Raw genomic sequence first — 21,811 nt, 5'->3', positions numbered from 1 at the left:
CCCTCGCGCTCAGGTGGTCCGCGGGGAACCGGTCGGAGGACCGGTCAGAACGCGGTGACCGCGTCCAGGGCGTTGACCACGCCCTGCCCGTAGAAGCCGTTCACGTCGGCCGGGCCGGCGCAGGTGGCGGTGCTGATCGACTCGCCGGCGGCGGAGACGCGGCGGTAGGTGAACTCCGCCGGCACCGGGCAGGCCACGTCCTCGGCGGTGCCGAGCAGCAGCGCCTCGGTCAGCGACGGGTCGAGGGTCAGGGTGCCCGGGTGGGCGGGGTCCTTCTCCCCGTACTCGCTGACGATGAGGGCGGCGACGCCGGCGGCGTGCGGCGCGGCCATCGAGGTGCCCTGCAGGTACTGGTAGTACGCGTCCTCCCCGTCCTCCGTCTGCTGGCGGACGACGAACGGGGTGGTCGGCTCGCCGGCCTCGTCGACGTCGCCGTTGGCGATCGCCAGGTCCTCGGGGTAGGCGGCGAGGATCAGGCCGGCCGGGTCGACCCGGTTGTCGGGGGTGTCGTAGGCGTCGCCGCCGGGGGCGGCGACGTCGGCCTGCTCGGTGCCGTAGTTCGAGTAGTACGCCTTGCGTCCGGACGGGCCGGTGGAGGTCACCGTGACGACGCCGTTGCTCTCGGCGGGCACGCTGAGGCAGGTGGAGTTGTCGATGGTGCGCTCGCGCGCGTCGACGGGGTTGCCGTCGGCGTCCACCGGGTAGTCCGGGCTGGAGGTGTCCACGCCGGGCACGCCCAGGTCGGTGGACTCGTTGCCGGCCGCACCGACGGGCAGGACACCCTTGCTGCGGGCGTAGTCGATGGCGCGCTGCACGGACTGCACGATGACGCGCTGCTCGGCCTGCTCCTCGGGCGAGTCGGCGGGGTTCGCCTGGCAGTTGTACAGCCACGGGTCGACGTAGAAGCTCATGTTCACGACGTCGACACCGGTGTTCGCGGCGTAGGTGATCGCGTCCAGGGTGGGCTGCAGGAAGAAGTACCCGGAGTCCTGACCGGCGCGCAGGTTCACCAGGGTCACGTTCGGCGCCACGCCGGCCATGCCGAGGCCGTTGATCGGGGAGGCGATGGTGCTGGCGACGTGGGTGCCGTGGCCGTCACCGTCGACGTCGGCGGGGTCGACGCAGTCCTCGACCTCGCACTCGCCGTCGATCTCGGGGATGTCGGTGACGAAGTTCCGGCTCGCCTCGGCGTCGAAGTTGGGGGCGATGTCGGGGTGGGAGCCGTCGACACCGGTGTCGATGACGCCCACGGTGACCTTCCGGCTGCCCTGCTGCACCTCGTAGGAACCCTCGACGGTGGCGTCGATGGCGTCCATGTCCCACTGCAGCGGCGCGAGCGGTTCCGCGTCGGGCTCCTTGCGCTGCAAGGACTTCAGCTGGGCGGTGGCCTCGGCGGCGGCGCGCTCGGCGGCCGTGAGGCGCTCGATCGCGTCGGCGTCGTCGGCGACGTCCTCGGGGGCGCGGCCGATCTCGCGGTTGACGGCGGCGCCGACGAGACCGGCCGCGGCGGCGGCCTTCTCGGCGAAGTCGCCGGCCTCGGCGCGCACGAGCGCGTAGCCGACCTCGGGGTTGCTGGACAGGACGGTGCCGCCGGCGGCCTCGATGGCGGCGCGCGCGGCGTCGTCGGCGGTGCCGTCCTCGTAGAGGACCACGTACTCGCCGGTGGTGGTCACGGTGCGGGAGGCGCGCTCGACCGCGCCGGCACCGGTGGTGGTGGGGTCGGCCGAGGACGCGGTCTGCGTGGCGGCCAGGGTCGCCGCGACGAGAGCCACGCTCACCGCGGAGGAGAGGACGATCTTGCGCACGGAGCCTCCTGCCAAGGGGGACCGGACGGGCGGGTTCACCCGTCCGGCGCAACAGCGTGGCCGAGTGTGGTGCTCACACTGCTCACAGACAAGGGGGCGCGCTGGGCAGATCGTCGATCGCGACCTGCCCGTGACCAGCCGTCGTCAGCGGTGGACGAGTTCCAGCAGCCCGTCCAGGAGCCTGCGACCGTCCATCCGCAGCCCGTCGTGCTGGTAGGCGTTGGTGACGAGCGTGCGGGCCCCGCGCACCTCGCGCGCGGTGCGGGCGCTGAGGTCGTACGGCACGAACATGTCGTCGACGTACACCGCGGCGGCCAGCGGGACGGCGTTGCCGCCCAGCACGTCCGGGTCGTACAGCGGCGGCAGGTCGGCGCGCCCGGCCAGCAGGTCCACCGCACCGCGCAGCGGCACCAGCGCCGGGTCCTCCTCGAACTGCCACGGGTAGACGTGCTCACCGGTGAACCGGAACGGCGCCCCGGCGGGCGCGTCGAGGGAGAACTCGCCGAACTCCTCGCGCACCCGGTGCGCCGACCAGCGCGTCGCCCCGCCGGTCACCGCGCCCTGCGCGTAGATGCTCTCGTGCAGCGCCGCGTACAGCGGGTGCGCCGCGAACGACAGCCGCCGGCCGGCCTCCACGAGGAACCGCTGCCGCAGCCGCCTCGCACCGCGCACGGTGGTGAACGGGTCCTCCAGCGCGAAGTGCAGGGCGTCGAAACCGGAGGTCTGCCCCAGGGCGATCCCCAGGGTGCGGAAACGCCGGGAGCTCAGGCGCTCCCCCGTGGGCAGGAACTCCTCCTCACCGTCCAGGTGCTGCGCGACGGCGCGGGCGACGGCCTCGTCGCGCGGGTAGCGCGCGAAGAACTCGGCGTTGCGCACCGCGGTCTGCGCGTAGGTGAGCCGGTACACGTCGTCGGCGCTGCTGCGCAGGCCGGGCAGCCCCGCGGTGACCAGCGCCCCGGCGAGGCCCTCCGGCGCCTGCGACAGGTAGCAGGTGATGACGAAACCGCCGTAGCTCTGCCCCAGGACCCACCAGGGTTCGTCCCCCTGCAGCGCACGGCGCAGCGCCTCGGCGTCGGCCACGATCGCGTCGGCGCGGAAGTGCGACAGGTGCTCCGCCTGCGCGGCGTCGTCACCGACCTCCCCCAGGGACTGCGCGTCCAGGGGCGTGGAGCGCCCGGTGCCGCGCTGGTCCAGCAGCACGACGCGGAACTCCTCCAGCGCCCGGTCCAGCCAGCCGCCCACCACGTCCGGGCGCGGCGCGGGGTTGCCGGGACCGCCCTGCAGGAACACCAGGCGCGGGGCGCGCTCGCGCCCGTCGCGCACGTACTCGCGGGCGAACACCTCGACCGTCCCGGGCGCGTGGCCGGTGCGGTCGAGCGGGACGGCGAGGACGCGCTCGTGCACGTCGTGGCCGTCGACGCGGTGGGACTCGGTGGCGAGGCCGGTCGCCGTGGCGGGGACCACGACGTCAGGCGCCGAAACCCGTGCCGGTGCGCCGGGCCCGCGACCGCAGCTTCTCCCCCTTGTCGACCGCGGTCTGCCGCAGCGACTCCTGGAACTCCACGACCCGCTCGCGCAGGCCCTCGTCGGTGGCGGCGAGGATCCGCACGGCCAGCAGCCCGGCGTTGCGGGCCCCGCCGATGGAGACGGTCGCCACCGGCACCCCGGAGGGCATCTGCACGATGGACAGCAGCGAGTCCATGCCGTCCAGGTGCCGCAGCGGCACCGGCACGCCGATGACGGGCAGCGGGGTGACGCTGGCGAGCATCCCCGGCAGGTGCGCGGCGCCACCGGCGCCGGCGATGACGACCCGCAGGCCGCGCTGGGCGGCCGAGGCCCCCCAGGCGACCATGTCGTGCGGCATGCGGTGCGCGGAGACGACGTCGGCCTCGTAGCCGATGCCGAACTCGTCCAGCGCCTTCGCCGCGTCCTCCATGACGGGCCAGTCGGAGTCCGAGCCCATGACCAGGCCGACCTCGACCGCCTGCGCGCGTGCGTTCACTCGTCGATCTCCCCCGCGATGAAGGCCGCTGCGTGCCGGGCGCGCGCGCGGACGGTTTCCAGGTCGTCGCCGTAGACGGTGACGTGGCCCAGCTTGCGGCCGGGCCGCTGCTCCTTGCCGTACAGGTGCACCTTGGCACCCGGGTCGTGCGCCATGACGTGCAGGTAGGAGCGGTACAGGTCGGCGTGCCGCTCCTCGATGCTGGCCGGGCCGAGGACGTTGACCATGACCGTCCACGGCGCGCGGGCGGCGGTGTCGCCCAGCGGCAGGTCCAGCACGGCGCGCAGGTGCTGCTCGAACTGGCTGGTGACGGAGCCGTCGATGCTCCAGTGCCCGGAGTTGTGCGGGCGCATCGCCAGCTCGTTGACGACCACCTCGCGCCGGCCGTCCCGCTCCACCTCGAACACCTCCACGGCCAGCACCCCGGTGACGCCCAGGCCGCCGGCGACGCGCAGCGCCACGTCCGTCAGGTGGGCGGCGAGGTCGGGGTCCAGGTCCGGGGCGGGGGCGGTGACCTCGTGGCAGACGCCGCCGCGCTGCACGGTCTCCACCACCGGCCAGGCGGCCGCCTGGCCGGAGGGGCTGCGGGCGACCAGGGCGGCGAGCTCCCGGGTGAAGGGCACGTGCTCCTCGGCGAGCAGCGGGCCGCGCCCGGCCCAGTCGGCGAACCAGGCGTCGGCGGTGGCCCACCCGGCGTCGCCGGGGCCGTCCAGCACCAGCACGCCCTTGCCGTCGTAGCCGCCGCGCGGGGTCTTCAGCACCACCGGCCAGCCGGCGTCCGCGGCGAACGCCTCGACGTCGGCGCGGCCGGCGACCCGCGCCCACCGCGGGCACGGCAGGCCGAGCGCGGTGAGCCGCTCGCGCATCACGATCTTGTCCTGGGCGTGCAGGAGGGCGTCGGCGCCCGGCTGCACGCTGGTCAGCTCCGCCATCGCGCGCAGGCCCTCGGCGGGGACGTGCTCGTGGTCGAAGGTGACGGCGTCGCACTCCGCCGCGAAGGCGCGCAGCGCGTCCAGGTCGCCGGCCGCGCCCACCGGGGCGGGGGTGATCACCTGGGCGGCGCTGGTGGCGGGCCCCTCCGCGAGCACCCGCAGGCGCAGGCCCAGCGCCACGGCGGCCGGCTGCATCATGCGGGCGAGCTGGCCGCCGCCGACGACGCCGACGACGGGGAACCCGCCGGGCCGGTCGTACGGCGCGGGGTCGGGGCGGGCGCCGGTGGCGGGGGTCACGTCGGGGGTCGCGTCGGGGGCGGCGGCGGAGGGGGCGCTCGTCACAGCAGGGAGGGTAGGCGACGCCGCGGGAGGTCCGTGCTCGGCGTGTCGAGCCCGTGAACACGGTCCGTGACGGCCCGTGGGTGCACCCTCGTTCCGGGATGCCCGTACCGGACGGGTGGTGAATCCTTGGGTCCGCTCCGCGGACCCGCGGTGCGTCCCACGGAGGGGGAAACAGCAGTGCTCACCGTCATCGCCTGCGTGGCGCTCGTCGTCGTCGGCATCCTGGGTGCCGTCAAGATGGAGGACCACCTCGACCCGTCGAAGAGCCGCAGCCGCGCCGAGCGCTGACCACCGCGGCCGGCGGGCTCCCGGCGGGCTCCCAGCGGGATCGGCCACACTGCGGGGTCGAGACGGACGACCCCGCCCGCGGGGCGCGACGAACGGAGCACCGCCCACCGTGGCTTCCCAGACGGCCGGCCCACCCCCCGGCACACCCCGCACCGGGCTGTTCGCGCGGCTGCGCGAGACCTACGAGGTGCTGGCGCGGGAAGCCGCGAAGTTCGGCGTGGTGGGGGCGGTCGCCTTCGTCACCGACTTCGGGGTCTTCAACCTGCTGAGCTTCGCGGGCCCGGGCGGCGTGGGCGTGCTGCACCACAAGCCGCTGACCGCGAACGGCATCGCCATCGCCGTCAGCGTCGTGGTCGCCTGGATCGGCAACCGCTACTGGACGTTCCGGCACCGCCGGCGCGCCTCCGCCCCGCGCGAGCTGCTGATGTTCGCCCTGATGAACGGCGCGGGGCTGCTGATCAGCGCCGCCTGCCTGGGGTTCACCTACTACGTGCTGGGGCTGCGCGGGCCGGTGGCGTCGAACATCTCCGCGAAGGTCGTCGGCGTGGGGCTGGGGACGCTGTTCCGCTGGTGGGCCTACCGGCGCTTCGTGTTCGTGGAGGAGCTGCGCGAGGAGGGCTGGCAGGCCCCCCGCCCCGGGGAGGCGCTGCGGCCGCCGGGGACCTCACACGCCGCGCAGGTGGACGACGTCGGCGGCGGCCAGGCTCGTCGCGGCACCGCCTGAGGTCCGCACCACGAGACGGCCGGTGCCGTCGACGTCCTCTGCCGTGCCGGTGAGCACGTCCCCGCCGGGCAGGTGCGCGCGCACGGGTGCGCCGAGCGTGCGGCACGCCGCGCGGTAGGCGGCGGCGGTGGCGCCCGGGTCGGCGGCCCACTCGTCCAGGCGGGTGCGCAGCGCCCGCAGGTAGCGGCGCAGCACGGTGTCGCGGTCGGTGCTGCGCGCCCCGGCCAGCACCAGCGACGTCGGCGGCACCGGGGCGGGCGCTCCCGGTGCGGACAGCCCCGGCGCGGCGGGCGGCAGCTCCTGCTCGCGCTGGCCGACGTTGACGCCCGCGCCGAGGACGACGGCGCCGCCGCGCACCTCGGCCAGCACCCCGCCCACCTTGCCGGGACGGCCGGGGCCGGCGACCAGCACGTCGTTGGGCCACTTCAGGCCCGCGTCCACGCCGAGCGCGCCGAGGGCGTCGACGACGGCGACGCCGGTCAGCAGGGGCAGCCACGACCACCGCTCCGGGGCGGCCGCGGGGCGCAGCAGCACCGAGACGGCCAGGCCCGCCCTGGGCGGCGACGACCACGTGCGCCCCAGCCGCCCGCGGCCGGCGTCCTGGTGCTCGGCGACGAGCACGGTGCCGTCGGGGACGTCCTCGCGGGCGGCGCGCTCCAGCAGGTCGGCGTTGGTGGAGCCGGTGCGGGCGACCACGTCCAGCGCCGCCCAGCCGCCGGGGCCGACGAGGGCGCGGCGCAGGGCGAGCACGCGCAGGGGCGGGCGCTCCAGGTCGGTCCAGGGGCGCTGCGCGCCCGCGCGGTCCACGGCCTCCTCCACGCCCGCCACGGTAGCGGCGGACCGGACTCCCGCTCGGCACCGCCCGTGTGGTTAGGTTTGCCTGCCCTACCCCAGCGTTCCCCGAGGAGACCACCGTGCCCGTGCGCGCCACCCGCCGTTCCCTGCTGCTGAGCGCCCCCCTGGCGGCGCTGGCCGCCGCCACCGCCTGCGGGTCGCAGGACTCCGGCGCGAGCACCGCCGGGGGCTCCGCGGGCACCGCCGGCACGGCGGGCGCCTTCCCCGTGACCGTCGAGCACGCGCTGGGCAGCACCACCGTCGACGCCGCCCCCGAGCGGATCGTCACCTGGGGCTGGGGCTCGCAGGACGTGCTCTGGGCGCTCGGCCTGCAGCCCGTCGGGATCCCCGAGGTGACCTACGGCGGCGAGGACGGCGCCTACCCGTGGTGGGAGGGGCACCACGACCCCTCGGTGACCACGGCGATCGGCGCGAGCGAGACCGGCGAGGTGCCGTTCGAGAAGGTCGCCGAGCTGGCCCCGGACCTGGTCCTCGCGGTGAACTCCGGACTGACCGGCCAGGACTGGAGCACCCTGACGCGGATCGCGCCCACCGTCGCCTACCCCGACCAGCCGTGGCAGACCACCTGGCAGGACCAGGCGAAGCTCATCGGGCGGGCCGTCGGCAAGGCGCAGGAGGCCGAGGACCTCGTCGCCGAGGCCGAGGACGACCTCGCCGCCCGCGCCGCCGCGAACCCGCAGCTGGAGGGCAAGAGCTTCGCGTACGTGTACGCCACGGCCGCGGGCCTGTCCGTGTACCTGCCGGGCGACTCGCGCGTGGACACCCTGCACGGCCTGGGTCTCGTCGACGCCCCCGGCGTCACCGCGCTGGCCGAGTCCTCCGACGCGTTCTACGTCGAGGTCGCCAAGGAGAGGGTGCGCGACCTCGACTCCGACGTCCTCGTCGGCTACGGCGAGATCAGCCTCGAGGAGCTGACCGCCGACCCCGTGTACGCCACGATGCCCGCCGTCGCGAACGGCGCCGTGGTGTGGCTGACCGACGAGAACCTCATCGCCGCCACCTCCACCACGCTGCTGAACCTGCCCTGGCAGATGGACCGGCTCGTGCCGGAGCTCGCCGCCGCCGCGGACGCCGCGCAGGCCTGATCGCGGAGCGCGCCCCGGCGCTAGGGTCGGCGCGGTGAGCACCGCACCGCGCCGGCCCACCGTCCTCGACGCGATCGCCGAGGACCACTTCTCCGCCCTGCTGCGGCTGCAGCCGGCCCTGGCGCTGTCCGTGGGCGCCCCCGACCCGGCGCCCGGCCTGGGCGACCGCTCCCCCGCGGGCCTGGCCGAGCTGGCGGCCCTGGCGCGCACCACCCTCACCGCCGTCGACGCCGCCCCCGTCACCGACGACGTGGACCGCGTCACCGCCGCCGCGCTGCGCGAGCGCCTGGGCCTGGACCTGGAGCTGCACGAGGCCGGCGAGGACCTCGGCGAGCTGAACGTCATCGCCTCCCCCGTGCAGGACCTGCGGATGCTCTTCGACCTCGTGCCCACGTCCAGCGCCGAGGACTGGGCGGACGTGGCCGGGCGGCTGGCCTCGGTGCCGGCGGCGGTCGACGGGTACGTCGAGAGCCTGCGCGCGGCGGCGGCGCGCGGGCGCGTCGCCGCCCACCGGCAGGTGCGGGGGTGCGCCGCCGAGGCCGCCTCGTACGCCGCCGGCGACGGCTTCTTCGCCGCCTTCGCCGCCTCGGCAGCCGTGGACGGCGCGCCCCTGGACGGCGCGCTCGCCGCGGACGTCGCCCGCGGCGCGGCCGCCGCGGCGCAGGCGTACGAGGGGCTGGCCGCGTTCCTGCGCACCGAGCTGCTGCCGCTGGCGCCGGCCGCCGACGCCTGCGGCGCGGACCGCTACCGGCTGTTCTCCCGGTACTTCCTCGGCGCGTCCGTCGACCTCGCCGAGACGTACGCGTGGGGCCTGGAGGAGGTCGCGCGGGTGCGCGCGGAGATGGCCCGCACGGCGCGGGAGATCACCGGCTCGCCGGACGTGGCGGCCGCCGTCGCCGCCCTGGACGCCGACCCGGCCACCGTCGTGGCCGGCGCGGAGGCGTTCCGGGACTGGATGCAGCAGCGCTCCGACGAGACCGTCGAGGCGCTGGCCGGCACCCACTTCGACGTCCCGGAGCAGGTGCGCCGGCTGGAGTGCCGCATCGCCCCCACCACCGGCGGCGGCATCTACTACACCGGCCCCAGCGAGGACTTCTCCCGCCCCGGGCGCATGTGGTGGGCGGTGCCGCCGGGGCAGACGACGTTCTCCACCTGGCGCGAGGCGACCACCGTGCACCACGAGGGCGTGCCCGGCCACCACCTGCAGATCGGGCAGGCCGCGGTGCGCTCGGACGTCCTGAACCGCTGGCGACGGCAGGGCTGCTGGGTCTCCGGCCACGGCGAGGGGTGGGCGCTGTACGCCGAGCGCCTGGCCGCGGACCTGGGGTTCCTGCGGGGGCCGGGCGAGGTGCTCGGGATGCTCGACGCGCAGCTGCTGCGCGCGGCGCGCGTCGTCATCGACGTCGGCGTGCACTGCGGGTTCGACGCGCCCGCGGAGGTCGGCGGCGGCGCGTGGACGTACGCGAAGGCGTGGGCGTACCTGACGAGCTGCTCCGGCAACCACGAGGACGTGCTGCGCTTCGAGCTGGACCGCTACCTGGGCTGGCCGGGTCAGGCACCGAGCTACAAGGTGGGCCAGCGGCTGTGGGAGTCGGTGCGCGCGGAGTGCGAGCGCCGCGAGGGCGCCGCCTTCGACCTGGTCGCCTTCCACCGCCGCGCCCTGGACCTGGGCTCGGTGGGCCTGGACGTGCTGCGCGACGCCCTGCTCGGCTGAGGACCGCGGCGGGAGGGGTGGGAGGATGCGGGCGTGCCGTCGCTGCTGCTCGCCTCCGCCTCCCCCGCCCGCCTCGCGACCCTGCGCGCGGCCGGCCTGGACCCCGCCGTGATCGTCTCCGACGTCGACGAGCCGGCGGTCGTGCAGCGCTACGGCGTCACCGAGGGCGAGGACGTGTGCCTGGTGCTGGCGCGCGCCAAGGCCGAGGACGTCGCCGGCCGCGACGAGGTGCCGGAGGACGCGCTCGTGCTGGGCTGCGACTCGGTGCTGGAGGTCGAGGGTCCCGACGGCGTCAAGCAGGTGCACGGCAAGCCGGCCGACGCCGACGAGGCCCGCGCCCGCTGGCGGGCGATGCGCGGGCGCAGCGGCGTGCTGCACACCGGGCACTGGCTGGTCGACGCCCGCGAGGACGGCTCCGGCGCCACCCTGGGCGGGGTGGCGTCGGTGACGGTGCACTTCGCCGACGTCACCGACGACGAGGTCGACGCCTACGTCGCCACCGGCGAGCCGCTGGCCGTGGCGGGCGCCTTCACCCTCGACGGCCTCGGCGGGGCCTTCGTGCGCGGCGTGGAGGGCGACCCGCACGCCGTGGTCGGCGTCTCGCTGCCGCTGCTGCGCGAGCTGGTGCGCGAGGCGGGCGTGGCGTGGCCGCAGCTGTGGGCACCCGGGGCGGGGGCTCGCGGGGAGGCTGCCCGCGCGGGCGGGCAGTAGTCTCAGCCGTCGCCCGAACCCCCGCCGAACCCCCGGAGAAACCCGCATGACCTCCCCCGACCCCGCCCCCGCCCAGCCGACCCCGCCGGCCGGGCTGGCGGTGACGGGCCCCGTCACCAAGGTGCTCATCGCCAACCGCGGCGAGATCGCGGTGCGCGTGGTGCGCGCCGCGCGCGACGCCGGCATCGCGTCGGTGGCCGTCTACTCGGAGGGCGACCGCGACGCGCTGCACGTGCGGGTGGCCGACGAGGCGTACGCGCTGGGCGGCACCACGGCCCGCGAGAGCTACCTGGACGCCTCGAAGGTCGTGGACGTGGCGCTGCGCGCCGGGGCGGACGCGGTGCACCCCGGCTACGGGTTCCTGTCGGAGAACGCGGCGTTCGCGCAGGCCGTCATCGACGCGGGCCTGACGTGGATCGGCCCGCCCCCGGCGGCGATCGAGGCGCTGGGCGACAAGGTCTCCGCCCGCCACCTGGCCGCCCGCGCGGGCGCGCCCCTGGTGGCCGGCACCCCCGACCCGGTGGCCGGCGTGGACGAGGTCCTGGCGTTCGCCGACGAGCACGGCCTGCCGATCGCGATCAAGGCGGCGTTCGGCGGTGGTGGGCGCGGGCTGAAGGTGGCCCGCCGGCGCGAGGAGGTCGCGGAGCTGTTCGCGTCCGCGGTGCGCGAGGCGGAGGCCGCGTTCGGGCGCGGGGAGTGCTTCGTGGAGCGCTACCTGGACCGCCCGCGGCACGTGGAGACGCAGGTGCTGGCCGACGCGCACGGCGGCGCGGTGGTCGTCTCCACCCGCGACTGCACGCTGCAGCGCCGGCACCAGAAGCTCGTGGAGGAGGCGCCCGCGCCGTTCCTGACGCCGGAGCAGGACGCCGAGCTGCGCCGGGCGTCGCTGGCGATCGTGCGCGAGGCCGGGTACGTGGGCGCCGGCACGGTGGAGTTCCTCGTCGCCGCCGACGGGACGCTGGCGTTCCTGGAGGTCAACACCCGCCTGCAGGTGGAGCACCCGGTCACCGAGGAGGTCGCCGGCATCGACCTCGTCGTGGAGCAGTTCCGCATCGCCCGCGGTGAGCGGCTCGGCTACGGCGAGGTCGCCACCCGCGGCCACGCGATCGAGTTCCGCATCAACGGCGAGGACCCGAACGCCGGTTTCCTGCCGCGGCCGGGCAAGCTGACGCGGTTCTCCCTGCCGTCGGGGCCGGGGGTGCGGGTGGACACCGGCATCGACCCGCGCGCGGCCGCCGTCAGCGGCGGGGTGGAGATCTCCCAGGACTTCGACTCGCTGCTGGCGAAGCTGATCGTCACCGGCGCCACCCGCGAGCAGGCGCTGGCGCGGGCGAAGCGCGCGCTGGAGGAGTTCCAGGTGGAGGGCGTGCCGACGGTGCTGCCGTTCCACCGGGCGGTGGTGACCGACCCGGCGTTCGCGGCCACGTCGCCCGAGGCTTTCGCGGTGCACACCCGCTGGATCGAGACGGAGTTCGACGCGTCCGTGCTGCCGGGTTCCGGGGAGCTGCACGCCGCGGACGGCGGTGCGGGGCACCGGGAGACGATCGTGGTGGAGGTCGCCGGCAAGCGCCTGGAGGTGTCCTTGCCGGTGGAGCACCTGAACGCGCAGCTGTCCCGCGCCGGGCACGAGATCTCCCGCGCGGGCGTCGCGGCCGGTGCGGCGGTGGCGCGGGCGTACCGCAGCACCACCCACCGCGGCAAGCGCGGTTCGAAGGCGCAGGGCGGTTCCTCGGGCAACCCGGACGCGTTGGTGGCGCCCATGCAGGGCACGATCGTGAAGGTGGAGGTCGCCGACGGCGACCGCGTCGAGGCCGGCGACCTCGTCGCCGTGCTGGAGGCGATGAAGATGGAGCAGCCGCTGACCGCCCACAAGGCGGGCACGATCAGCGGGCTGACCGCGAAGCCGGGCGAGACCACCACGACCGGCACCGTCGTCTGCGAGATCGTCGACTGAGCACCGCTCGCGGCGGGGCGCACGGGTGCGTCCCGCCGCGGCGCCCTCAGCGCGGCAGGACCGAGGCGTCGCCCGTGGAGGTGCGCACCGAGACCCGCTGCGCGGAGGCGGCGTCGACGGGCACCTCGACGACCTCGTCGCCGAAGCCGGTGCTGACCTCCACGGCGTAGGACCCCTCGGTGGGCAGGCGCACCGTGGCGTCACCGGTGCCGGTGGTGACCTCGGCGACCTCGGGAGCGGCGTCGAGCCGCACCTCCACGTCGCCCGTGCCGGCGCGGGCCCGCACCTGCCCCACCTCCCCGCGCACGTCGAGGTCGCCGGTGCCGGTCTCCGCGTCCAGGGACTCGCCGGTGCCGGCGTCCCAGCGCACGTCGCCGGTGCCGGCGCGGACGGTGACGGCGCCGAAGGCACCGGTCAGCTCCTGGTCGCCGGTGCCGGTGCGCAGGTCGAGGTCCAGGCCCTCGGGCACGGTGAGCTCCCAGTCGACCTCGCAGGGGCTGAGCCAGCTGCCGCTGCCGCAACCGGCGCTCAGCCGCAGCACGCCGTCGACGACGTCGGCGCTGGAGCTCGCGCTCGCCCACCCGTCGTGCACCAGGGTGCGCAGCCGCACCTGCTGCGCCGCGGGGTCGGCGACCACGACGACGTCGCCGGTGCCGCCCACGGCCCGCACGGCGACGACGGCCTCGTCGAACCCGCGGGTGGACTCGGTGCGGGTGGCGGTGACGTCGCCCAGCACGTCCAGGCCGCCGAAGCCGACGACGAGCGCGGCGAGCACCGCGAGCGCGGCGCGGCCCGGCGGGCGGCGCGCCGGTGCGGGCGGCGGCGCGTCCACGGTCAGCGGAGCGGTGGGCGCGCTCACGCGGGGGTCCCGGGGCGCGCGGCGGCCTCCAGGTGGCGCAGCACCGCCAGGACGCGGCGGTGGTCCTCGGTGTCCGGGGGCAGGGCGAGCTTGGCGAAGATGTTCGACACGTGCTTCTCCACGGCCTTGTCGGTGACGACCAGCCGGGCGGCGATCGCCGTGTTGGAGCGGCCCTCGGCCATGAGCTGCAGGACCTCCAGCTCGCGGGGGGTGAGGCGCTCCAGGGGGTCGTCGCGGCGGGCGCGCGAGAGCAGCTGGGCGACGACCTCGGGGTCGACGGCGGTGCCGCCGTCGGCGACGCGGTGCAGGGTGGTGACGAACTCGTCGACGTCGCCGACGCGGTCCTTCAGCAGGTACCCGACGCCGCGCGCCCGCCCGCCGAGCAGCTCGGCGGCGTAGCGCTCCTCGACGTACTGGGAGAGCACGAGCACGGCGGTGCCGGGGTGCTCGCTGCGCACGACGATCGCCGCGCGCAGCCCCTCGTCGGTGAACGTCGGCGGCATCCGCACGTCGGTGAGCACCAGGTCGGGTCGGTGCTCGGCGGTGGCGCGCAGCAGCGCGTCGGCGTCGTCGACGGCGGCGACCACGTCGACGCCCTCGGCGCGCAGCAGCTGCACGAGGCCCTCCCGCAGCAGCACGGAGTCCTCCGCGAGCACCACCCGCACGCCGGTCGGGCCGGGTGCGGCGCTCACCGGGCACCGCCGACGGTCCACGGCACGGCGGCCTCCAGCACGGTGGGCCCGCCGGGCGGGCTGTCCAGGTGCAGCCACCCGTCGACGGCGGCGAGGCGGTCGCCCAGGCCGCGCAGGCCGCTGCCGCCGTCGGCGACGGTCCCGCCGGCGGGGGCGGCACCGCCGACGCCGTCGTCGCTGACGCGCAGCCGCAGCAGCCCGGCGCCGGGGGCGGCCTCGTGCCACACCTGCACGACGGCGCGGGAGGCGCGGGCGTGCTTGGCGGTGTTCGTCAGCGCCTCGGAGACGCAGAAGTAGGCGATGGCCTCGGCGGTGGAGCTGGGTCGCTCCCCGGGCGGGAGGTGCACCTCGACGTCGACGGGCACGGGGCTGGCGGCGGCGAGCGCGGAGACGGCCGCGTCCAGGCCGCGGTCGGTGAGCACCGGGGGGTGGATGCCGCGCGCGACGTGCCGCATGTCGGAGATGGCGGCGGAGGCGGAGCTGCTGGCGGCGTCGAGGAACCCGCGGGCGGCGTCGGGGCCGCCGCGGTCGAGGGCGCGCTTGGCCATGCCCAGCTGCATCGCCAGGGAGACGAGCCGCTGCTGCGGGCCGTCGTGCAGGTCGCGCTCGATGCGGCGGCGCTCGGCCTCCACGGAGTCGACGGTGCGCGAGCGGGTCTCGGTGAGGGTCTCCACGCGGCGGCGCAGCACCGCCTCCCGCTCGCCGCGGCCGGGGCCGAGCAGGGCGCGCGCCGTCAGCACCTCCACGGCGGTGAAGGCGCGCGCCACCGGCGGCGTCAGGGCCAGCAGCAGCACGCCGCCGGCGACGACGAGGAGGGCGGGGGCGCGCAGGGTGCCGGGGACGCCGAACGGCCAGGAGTACTCGCCGGCGTGGCCGAGGCCGGCGCTGACGGCGGGGGCGGCGAGCGCGGCCAGGCCGGTGCCCGCCAGGGCCAGGACGACGCCGGCGCCGAGCACCCCGAAGGTGCTGACGAGGGCGAGGTGACCGGCCCGGCGCCAGGGGCGCGGGTCCAGCACGAGCCGGCGCCACCACGGGCCGCGGACGGGGCAGGGCCCGGACGCCGGGACCCGCACGTCGAGCACGGCGGCCAGGCGGTAGCGCTCCAGGTGCGCGCCGGCGGCGACGAGCAGGCGCGCCGGCACCAGCAGGAGGAAGCCGGTGCCGAGCACGGGCACGAGGGCGGTGCCCGTCACCAGCAGCACCAGCGCGGTCACGTGCAGGGCGAGGGCGACCGGGTGCAGCACGAGGTGCACCACCGACCACCAGCCGGACGCCCAGCGGCGCAGGGCACCGCCGGGGTGGTCCACCGCGGGAACCGCTGGCGCCCAGCGCATCGTCTCGTCGCTCACGTCGAGAACAGTAGGGCGGCGGGCGGTCGCGGCGGGAGCGTGCGCGCACCCCGGCCGCGGGTGGGGGAAACCCCACCGGGAGACGGGGGTGCGCGCCAGCGACCGCGGGCTCCCGGACCGGCAGGTTCGGACCGCACCCGCCCGGGTGCGCCCCACCTCACCACCGGGAGGCCCCCGTGAACGCACCGCCCGCCGTCCGCCCCGCGGAACCCGGCAGCCCCGACGAACCGCCCAGGACCCGCGGCCCGGGCGGGGACCGCGGTTCCGCGGTGGCGCACTGGTCGCTGCGCCACCGCGGCCTCGTGGTCGTGGCCTGGCTGCTGCTGCTGCTGGCCGGCCTCGCGGCGGTCGCGGGCGGCACCACCACCAGCGACGAGGAGGGCGTCGGCGACTCGCAGCGCGCCGCGAGCGCCCTGGAGGCGGCCGGGTTCTCCGAGCCGCTGACGGAGACGGTCGTGGTCTCGCTCGCCGGGGGCGGTGCCCCGCTGCCGGTGGGCGCCGAGGCCGTCGCGGCGGAGGCGGTCGCCGCCGCCCACCGCGGTGACGAGCTCGTGCGCGAGGTCGGTGAGCCGGCGCTCTCGGCGGACGGGCGGGTCGTGGCGGTCCCGCTGGTGCTGTCGGTGGACCCGGGGACCGGGTTCGACGAGGCGGTCGAGCGGGTGCCCGCCGTGCTGGAGCGCACTGCTGCGGTGGAGGCGACGCTGCGCGAGCGGCTGGGACGCCCCGACGTGGTGGTGGGGCAGGTCGGGTCGGCGTCGGTCAACGAGGAGGTCGTCGGTCGCCTGGAGCGGGACCTGCGCCGCGCGGAGCTGGTGAGCCTGCCGATCACCCTGGTGGTGCTGCTGCTGGCGTTCGGCTCGGTGGTCTCGGCGCTGGTGCCGCTGCTGCTGGGGGTGGTCGCGGTGGTCGTGGCGCTGGGTGCCAGCGCCCTGGTCTCGCGCGTGCACCCCGTGGCGGCCGAGGCGACGAGCCTGACGGTGCTGATCGGCCTGGCGGTCGGCGTGGACTACGCCCTGTTCGTGCTGCACCGGGCCCGGGCGGCCCGGCGGTCGGGGCTGCCGGTGCGCGAGGCGGTGCTGCTGGCCACCCGCACCGCCGGTCACGCCGTGGTGGTCTCGGGCGCGACGGTGGTGGTCTCGATGCTGGGGATGCTGGTGGCCGGCGGGCTGTTCACGTCGCTGGCGCTGGGGGCGGCGTTCGTGGTGGCGGTGGCGGTGCTGGCCTCGGCGACCCTGCTGCCGGTGCTGCTGGACGTGCTGGGGGGCCGCGTCGACGCGCTGCGGCTGCCGTGGCGGCGCGGCGCGGGCGGCGACCGCCCGTCGGCGGTGGGCCGCGCCGCCGCCGCGGCCTCGAACCGCCCGGTCGCCTCGCTGGCGGTGGGGGTCGTGCTCCTGGGTGCGCTGGCGGTCCCGCTGACGGGGCTGCGCACGGGCCTGCCGGGCGACGACTCGCTGCCGCGGGACCTGCCCACGGTGCAGGCGCTGCACCGGCTGGCGGACGCGTTCCCGTCGCAGGGCCCGACCGCGGACGTCGTCGTGACGGCGCCCGCGTCCTCGGCGCGGGACGCGAGCGAGGCCCTGGCGGACCTGGCGGGCGAGGGCGGGCAGCCGGTGCGGTCCTCGGCCGACGGGCGCACCCACGTGGTGACGGTGCCGCTGGCCACGTCCGCCGACTCCGGCCCGGAGGCCGACGAGGCGGTGGACGCGCTGCGCGCGAGCGCGGTGCCGCCCCTGGAGGCCGCCGTGCCCGGCGCCGAGGTCTCCGTGGGCGGCGGTGTCGCCGAGGGCAGCGACGTGGCCCGCTGGATGGTGGACCGGCTGCCGTGGGTGGTGGGGTTCGTGCTGGTGCTGACGTTCGCGGTGGTGGCGGTGGCGTTCCGCTCCCCGCTGCTGGCGCTGGTGACGGTGCTGCTGAACACCCTCAGCTGCGCGGCGGCGCTGGGGGTGGTGGCCGCCGTCTTCCAGGGCACCTGGGCCGAGGGGCTGCTGGCGTTCACCTCGATCGACGCGGTGGTGGCCTGGCTGCCGGTGCTGATGTTCGTGGTGCTGTTCGGGCTGTCGATGGACTACCACGTGCTGGTGGTCTCCAGCGTCCGGGAGGAGTTCGCGGCGGGGCGCCCGCCGGCGGAGGCGGTGCGGGCGGGCGTGGCGCGCAGCGCGGGGGTGGTGACGAGCGCGGCGGCCGTGATGGTAGCGGTGTTCGCGCTGTTCGGGACGCTGTCGGAGCTGGGCCTGAAGCAGCTCGGGGTGGGCCTGGCGGTGGCGGTGCTGCTGGACGCCACCGTGGTGCGCGGGCTCGTGCTGCCGGCGGCGCTGCGGCTGATGGGCCGGCGCGGCGGCGGCGGCCGCCCGGGCCGGCAGGTGGTGCCGGCGCAGGGCGGCGCGGCCGGGGCCGTGCGCGGTGAGGCGGTCGAGGCCTGAACGGCACCTCCCCCGCCGGTGGGCGTGCACCTCGCCCCGCACCTCAGCACCACCGGCTCCTGCACCGGGCGTCGCTCCGGGCGCCCGGTGCGGGACCCGTCACGTGCCCAGCCAGTCGCGGTGCAGCGCGCGTTCGCCGAGGCGGTCGGCCAGCGACGCCCACGCCGCGTACCAGCGCCGGCGCAGCTGAGCCGGTCGCCACGGGTCCGGGCGCAGTTCGGGGGGCAGCAGCGGATCTCCGCGGACCGCCCGTTCGAGGGCGTCGGCCAGCCGGACCTGCTGCACGAGGGGGTCCTGCGCGGGAGGCCGGTCGAGCACGTCGGCGAGGACGTCGTAGGCCCGGTCCACGGGTGCGGCCGGCCACAGCCGCTCGGCGAGGGCGAGCGGTTCGGTGGTCCCGCGCACGTCGAGGTGCCCCGCGGTGGCCAGGACGAGGTGGCGCCGGTCGGTCGCGTCGAGCAGCGGGGTCAGGTCGTGCGGGCTGGCGTACAACCCGGTGGACACCGCGGCCGCACCGGCGGCGACCAGGTCGCGGCGCAACGCGTCCCGCACGGACCGGGCGGACTCCTCGGCGCTCACCGCGAGCAGGCGCCAGGCGCCGTCCCACGGGGCCGCCCCGACGTCCTGGGCCCGGGCCAGGCGCAGCGCCAGCCGGTCGCGGTCGATCCGTTCCCGCCCCGCGGCGGTCAGCCGCAGGCTCCCACCGCGGCCCCGGCCGTCCTGCACGAGCTCGCCCGCGGCGACCATCCGGCGGATCGCCAGCCGGACCGGCTGGTCCTGCAGCCCGACGGCGTTGGCGGTGCCGTAGACGAGGTCGAGCCCGACCTCGCCCCGCAGCGGCAGGGCCGCCTCGATCACCGTCCGCGGCGAGGGCGCCACGGCGTCCCCCGCGCCGGTCGTCACGGTCGTCCTCCCACGGGGCGCTGCAGGGTGCGGTAGCGGTGGAAGCCGTAGAGCCCCGCGAGAGGGCCCGTCCCGCCCTGGCCGACCACGGTGAAACCCCGGCGCCGGTACAGGGCCTCGGCCCGGGGGTTGGTGCCGACCACGCTCAGCTGCACGGCCCGGTCGCCGCGCGCGGCCGCGAGGTCGAGCGCCGCGGTGAGCAGCGCCGACCCGGTGCCGGCGCCGCGACGCTCCGCGGCCACGCACAGACCGTCCAGGACCAGGACGCCGGGGACGTCGCTGCGGTCCAGGGGCGCGAGGACGGCCAGCGACCTGACCGCCGCCGGCCGGCCCAGCCGCGACCGCGTCGCGCGCCACGACCAGTGCACCGCTCCCCCGCTGGCCGTGCGGAAGCCGCACACCCCGAGGACGTCGGCGCCGTCCCGGGCGATGAGGAAGCGGTCGGCGACCAGGGCGGCCGTGACCTGCGCCCGGCCCGTCCCGCCGTCGCGGAAGGCGTGCGACAGCTTGGCGCCGAACGCCTCCCAGTACAGCTCGCCCACACGCGAGCGTTCGTCCTGCGTGAAACCCCTGGTGATGTCCACCCGGCAATTATCGCAAACGCTACGAGCGTGCGAAAAAAGATACGTCGAGTCGTCGCGGCCACCGTCGGCCTCGCCCTGGCGCTCGGACTCCTCCTCGTGGTCGGCAACGAGTACCGCTTCGAGGAGGAACGGGTGAGCGTGCCGGTGCCCGGAGGCTCGCTCGAGGCGGTCGTGGCCCACCCGGAGGGCACGACCCGCGGGCTCGTGGTGCTCGTGCACGGCGACGGGCCGGTCGACGCGACGCACGACGGCCTGTACCGGCCGTGGTTCGAGGCCGCCGCCGACGCCGGTTTCGCGACGCTGTCCTGGAGCAAGCCGGGGGTGGGTGGCTCCACGGGGAACTGGCTGCGGCAGGACATGGACGAGCGCGCCGCGGAGGTCTCCCACGTCCTGGACTGGGCTTCGGCGCAGCCGGGACTGGCGACGGGCACGGTCGTGCTCTGGGGCGCGAGCCAGGCGGGGTGGGTGCTGCCGAAGGTCGTGCGCTCCCGCCCGGACGTCGACGCGGTCGTGGCCGTCAGCCCAGCGGTGAACTGGCTGCGCCAGGGCCGCTTCAACCTGCTCGCCGAGCTCGACCACGACGGCGCAGCCGCGCCCGCGCGGCGGGAGGCCGTCGAGGTCAGCGACCGCACCCCGCGAACTGCTGGAGTCCGGGGCCGACCACGACCGCTACCTCGCGCGGACCACGGACCCCGAACCGATGGACGCCGACCGCTGGGGTTTCGCGCTGCGGAACTTCCGCTCCGACGCGACGGCGGACCTGCGGGCCTCGGCCGACCGGCACGTCCCCGTCCTGCTGACCCTGGGGACGCAGGACCGCAACGTCGACGTCGCCGAGACCGAGTCGACCTACCGGCGGATCCTCGGCGACGACGTCACCGTGGCCAGGTTCCACGCGGCGCACTCGATGGCCCGCCCGGTCGTGGAGGACTCCGACGCGCTCGGCATGCTCACGGGGACGTTCTGGCCGCGGGCGCTGCTGGCGCCCGGGGTGCTCGACACCTACCGCGACTTCCTGGAGGGCGTCGCCCCGGACTGACGGAGCGGGCGGCACCGGACGTCCCGCTACTCCCCCGTCACGTGCAGCTGCCGCGCCGCCTCGGCCAGCGAGCCCGTCAGCGACGGGTACACGGTGAACGCGTGCGCGACGTCGTCGACGTTGAGTCGCTTCTCCACCGCCAGCGTCAGCGGGAAGATCAGCTCGCTGGCCCGGGGGGCGACCACGACACCGCCGATGACGGTGCCGGAACCGCTGCGGCAGAAGAGCTTCACGAACCCGTCGTGGATTCCGAGCATCTTGGCGCGCGCGTTGGTGGCCAGCGGCAGCTTGACGATCTCGCCCTGCGCCTCACCGGAGTCGATCTGCTTCTGCGTCCAGCCGACGGTGGCGATCTCCGGGCTGGTGAACACCGTCGACGAGACCGTGCGCAGCCGCAGCGGCGAGACCGTGTCGCCCAGGGCGTGCCACATGGCGATGCGCCCCTGCATGGCGGCCACCGAGGCCAGCGGGAACACGCCGGTGCAGTCGCCGGCGGCGTACACGCCACGCGCGGAGGTGCGCGAGACCTTGTCGACGTCGACGTGCCCGGACTCCGACGTCCACACCCCGGCCTCCTCCAGGCCGATGCCGGCGGTGTTGGGGATCGCGCCGACCGCCACGAGGCAGTGCGAGCCCTCCAGGGTGCGCCCGTCGGAGAGGGTGACCGTGACGCTGTCGCCGTGCCGCTCGACCTTCTCGGCGCGCGAGCGGCCGACCACGTCCATGCCGCGGCGGCGGAACACCTCCTCGAGCACCTCGGCGGCGTCGGCGTCCTCGCCGGGCAGGACGCGGTCGCGGCTGGAGACGAGGGTGACGTGCGCGCCGAGGGCGTCGTAGGCGCTGGCGAACTCGGCGCCGGTGACGCCGGAGCCGACGACGATGAGGTGCTCGGGCAGCTCCTCGATGTCGTACACCTGCTTCCAGGTGAGGATGCGCTCGCCGTCGGGCTGCGCGTCGGGCAGCGTGCGCGGGCTGGAGCCGGTGCTGACGAGCACGACGTCGGCCTCGACGCGCTCGCCCGCGTCGGGGCCGTCGGCGACGAGGAGGGCGTGGGGGCCGTCCAGGCACCCGTCGCCGGACAGGATCCGCACGCCCTCCTTCTCCAGGCGGGCGCGCACGTCCGCCGACTGCGACAGGGCCAGCGACTTCACGCGCTGGTGCACGCGGGCGAGGTCCACGCTGACGGCCCCGGCGGGCTCGGTGTCGTCGGTGGCGCCGCCGGGGAAGCGCACGCCGAGCTCGCTGGCGCCGCCCACCGTCGCCATGGTCTCGGCGGTGGCGATGAGGGTCTTGGAGGGCACGACGTCGGTCAGGACGGTGGAACCGCCCAGGCCCTGGCGCTCGACGACGGTGACGTCGGCGCCGAGCTGCGCGGCCACCAGGGCCGCTTCGTAGCCGCCGGGGCCACCGCCGAGGACGGCGACGCGCTGGCGCTGGGCGATGGGGGACGCGCTCGTGGGGCTCACGGGACCATGGTCGCCCACGGCCCCGACACCGGTCACCCCGGCCGCACGCCGCGCGACCGCGACGGCGCGCGGCGTCCTACAGTCTTC

The 21,811-nt window shown here is 76.5% G+C and carries 19 protein-coding genes; 8 read left to right on the top strand and 11 right to left on the bottom strand.

Features of this window, described 5'->3' with window-relative positions:
• Window positions 1–44: 44 nt before the first annotated feature.
• The 4 genes from MN205_RS07500 to MN205_RS07485 form a co-directional block, all read right to left on the bottom strand.
• Window positions 45–1,805, bottom strand: coding sequence for a S8 family serine peptidase (locus MN205_RS07500; RefSeq protein ID WP_242125855.1), 1,761 nt, complete (start codon window positions 1,803–1,805; stop codon window positions 45–47).
• A gap of 144 nt (window positions 1,806–1,949) precedes the next feature.
• Window positions 1,950–3,269, bottom strand: a complete 1,320-nt coding sequence (locus MN205_RS07495) for an alpha/beta fold hydrolase (RefSeq protein WP_242125853.1) — start codon at window positions 3,267–3,269, stop codon at window positions 1,950–1,952.
• 4 nt (window positions 3,270–3,273) lie between these two features.
• A complete protein-coding gene (gene purE, locus MN205_RS07490) occupies window positions 3,274–3,768 on the bottom strand; it encodes a 5-(carboxyamino)imidazole ribonucleotide mutase (RefSeq protein WP_242125863.1) in 495 nt (164 codons plus the stop codon).
• Window positions 3,769–3,803: 35 nt separating this feature from the next.
• On the bottom strand, window positions 3,804–5,036 hold the full coding sequence (locus MN205_RS07485; protein ID WP_374115879.1) for a 5-(carboxyamino)imidazole ribonucleotide synthase: 1,233 nt from the start codon (window positions 5,034–5,036) through the stop codon (window positions 3,804–3,806).
• 195 nt (window positions 5,037–5,231) lie between these two features.
• Here MN205_RS07485 and MN205_RS07480 point away from each other — a divergent pair, with 195 nt between their 5' ends.
• Both MN205_RS07480 and MN205_RS07475 read left to right on the top strand, forming a co-directional pair.
• The gene (locus MN205_RS07480; protein WP_242125849.1) at window positions 5,232–5,369 is read left to right on the top strand and encodes a hypothetical protein; all 138 of its coding nucleotides are present in this window, start codon (window positions 5,232–5,234) and stop codon (window positions 5,367–5,369) included.
• A gap of 109 nt (window positions 5,370–5,478) precedes the next feature.
• Window positions 5,479–6,093, top strand: a complete 615-nt coding sequence (locus tag MN205_RS07475) for a GtrA family protein (RefSeq protein ID WP_242125847.1) — start codon at window positions 5,479–5,481, stop codon at window positions 6,091–6,093.
• Here the strand turns inward: MN205_RS07475 and MN205_RS07470 are convergent.
• A complete protein-coding gene (locus MN205_RS07470; RefSeq protein WP_242125845.1) occupies window positions 6,034–6,912 on the bottom strand; it encodes a biotin--[acetyl-CoA-carboxylase] ligase in 879 nt (292 codons plus the stop codon). The two genes, MN205_RS07475 and MN205_RS07470, sit on opposite strands and share 60 nt — an antisense overlap.
• Before the next feature lie 95 nt (window positions 6,913–7,007).
• Here MN205_RS07470 and MN205_RS07465 point away from each other — a divergent pair, with 95 nt between their 5' ends.
• From MN205_RS07465 to MN205_RS07450, 4 genes are read left to right on the top strand one after another with little or no spacing between them, the layout of a single operon-like run.
• Window positions 7,008–8,033 (top strand): iron-siderophore ABC transporter substrate-binding protein, encoded by a 1,026-nt coding sequence (locus MN205_RS07465; protein WP_242125843.1) that lies wholly within the window; start codon window positions 7,008–7,010, stop codon window positions 8,031–8,033.
• 34 nt (window positions 8,034–8,067) lie between these two features.
• Window positions 8,068–9,747 (top strand): DUF885 domain-containing protein, encoded by a 1,680-nt coding sequence (locus MN205_RS07460; protein ID WP_242125840.1) that lies wholly within the window; start codon window positions 8,068–8,070, stop codon window positions 9,745–9,747.
• Window positions 9,748–9,780: 33 nt separating this feature from the next.
• A complete protein-coding gene (locus tag MN205_RS07455; RefSeq protein ID WP_242125838.1) occupies window positions 9,781–10,458 on the top strand; it encodes a nucleoside triphosphate pyrophosphatase in 678 nt (225 codons plus the stop codon).
• 46 nt (window positions 10,459–10,504) lie between these two features.
• A complete protein-coding gene (locus MN205_RS07450) occupies window positions 10,505–12,412 on the top strand; it encodes a biotin carboxylase N-terminal domain-containing protein (RefSeq protein WP_242125836.1) in 1,908 nt (635 codons plus the stop codon).
• 46 nt (window positions 12,413–12,458) lie between these two features.
• Here the strand turns inward: MN205_RS07450 and MN205_RS21705 are convergent, their stop codons facing one another.
• The 3 genes from MN205_RS21705 to MN205_RS07435 are packed head-to-tail and all read right to left on the bottom strand — an operon-like array spanning window position 12,459 to window position 15,312.
• Window positions 12,459–13,271, bottom strand: coding sequence for a DUF4097 family beta strand repeat-containing protein (locus MN205_RS21705; RefSeq protein ID WP_242125835.1), 813 nt, complete (start codon window positions 13,269–13,271; stop codon window positions 12,459–12,461).
• On the bottom strand, window positions 13,268–13,936 hold the full coding sequence (locus tag MN205_RS21205; RefSeq protein ID WP_308220249.1) for a response regulator transcription factor: 669 nt from the start codon (window positions 13,934–13,936) through the stop codon (window positions 13,268–13,270). Before MN205_RS21205 ends, MN205_RS21705 begins: the two co-directional genes overlap by 4 nt.
• Before the next feature lie 23 nt (window positions 13,937–13,959).
• Window positions 13,960–15,312 (bottom strand): histidine kinase, encoded by a 1,353-nt coding sequence (locus MN205_RS07435; RefSeq protein WP_242125833.1) that lies wholly within the window; start codon window positions 15,310–15,312, stop codon window positions 13,960–13,962.
• 176 nt (window positions 15,313–15,488) lie between these two features.
• Between MN205_RS07435 and MN205_RS07430 the strand changes: the two genes are divergently transcribed.
• Window positions 15,489–17,732 (top strand): MMPL family transporter, encoded by a 2,244-nt coding sequence (locus tag MN205_RS07430; protein ID WP_242125832.1) that lies wholly within the window; start codon window positions 15,489–15,491, stop codon window positions 17,730–17,732.
• A gap of 99 nt (window positions 17,733–17,831) precedes the next feature.
• On the opposite strand, the gene MN205_RS07425 is transcribed toward MN205_RS07430, so the two are convergent.
• Together MN205_RS07425 and MN205_RS07420 are read right to left on the bottom strand one after the other, a co-directional pair.
• Window positions 17,832–18,635: a PaaX family transcriptional regulator gene (locus tag MN205_RS07425; RefSeq protein ID WP_242125831.1), complete on the bottom strand. Its 804-nt coding sequence runs from the start codon at window positions 18,633–18,635 to the stop codon at window positions 17,832–17,834.
• Window positions 18,632–19,219: a GNAT family N-acetyltransferase gene (locus tag MN205_RS07420; RefSeq protein ID WP_242125830.1), complete on the bottom strand. Its 588-nt coding sequence runs from the start codon at window positions 19,217–19,219 to the stop codon at window positions 18,632–18,634. Before MN205_RS07420 ends, MN205_RS07425 begins: the two co-directional genes overlap by 4 nt.
• A gap of 700 nt (window positions 19,220–19,919) precedes the next feature.
• On the opposite strand from MN205_RS07420, the gene MN205_RS07415 reads away from it, so the two are divergent.
• Window positions 19,920–20,258 carry a hypothetical protein gene (locus MN205_RS07415; protein WP_242125829.1) on the top strand — a complete coding sequence of 113 codons (339 nt, stop codon included), beginning with the start codon at window positions 19,920–19,922 and terminating at the stop codon, window positions 20,256–20,258.
• A gap of 26 nt (window positions 20,259–20,284) precedes the next feature.
• Here MN205_RS07415 and MN205_RS07410 read toward each other — a convergent pair whose 3' ends face one another.
• A complete protein-coding gene (locus tag MN205_RS07410; RefSeq protein ID WP_242125828.1) occupies window positions 20,285–21,724 on the bottom strand; it encodes an NAD(P)H-quinone dehydrogenase in 1,440 nt (479 codons plus the stop codon).
• Between the last annotated feature and the right edge of the window lie 87 nt (window positions 21,725–21,811).

This window comes from Kineococcus sp. TRM81007, from assembly GCF_022669155.1.
Taxonomy (GTDB): Bacteria; Actinomycetota; Actinomycetes; order Actinomycetales; family Kineococcaceae; genus Kineococcus.
This window is presented reverse-complemented; position numbering and strand designations above follow the sequence as displayed.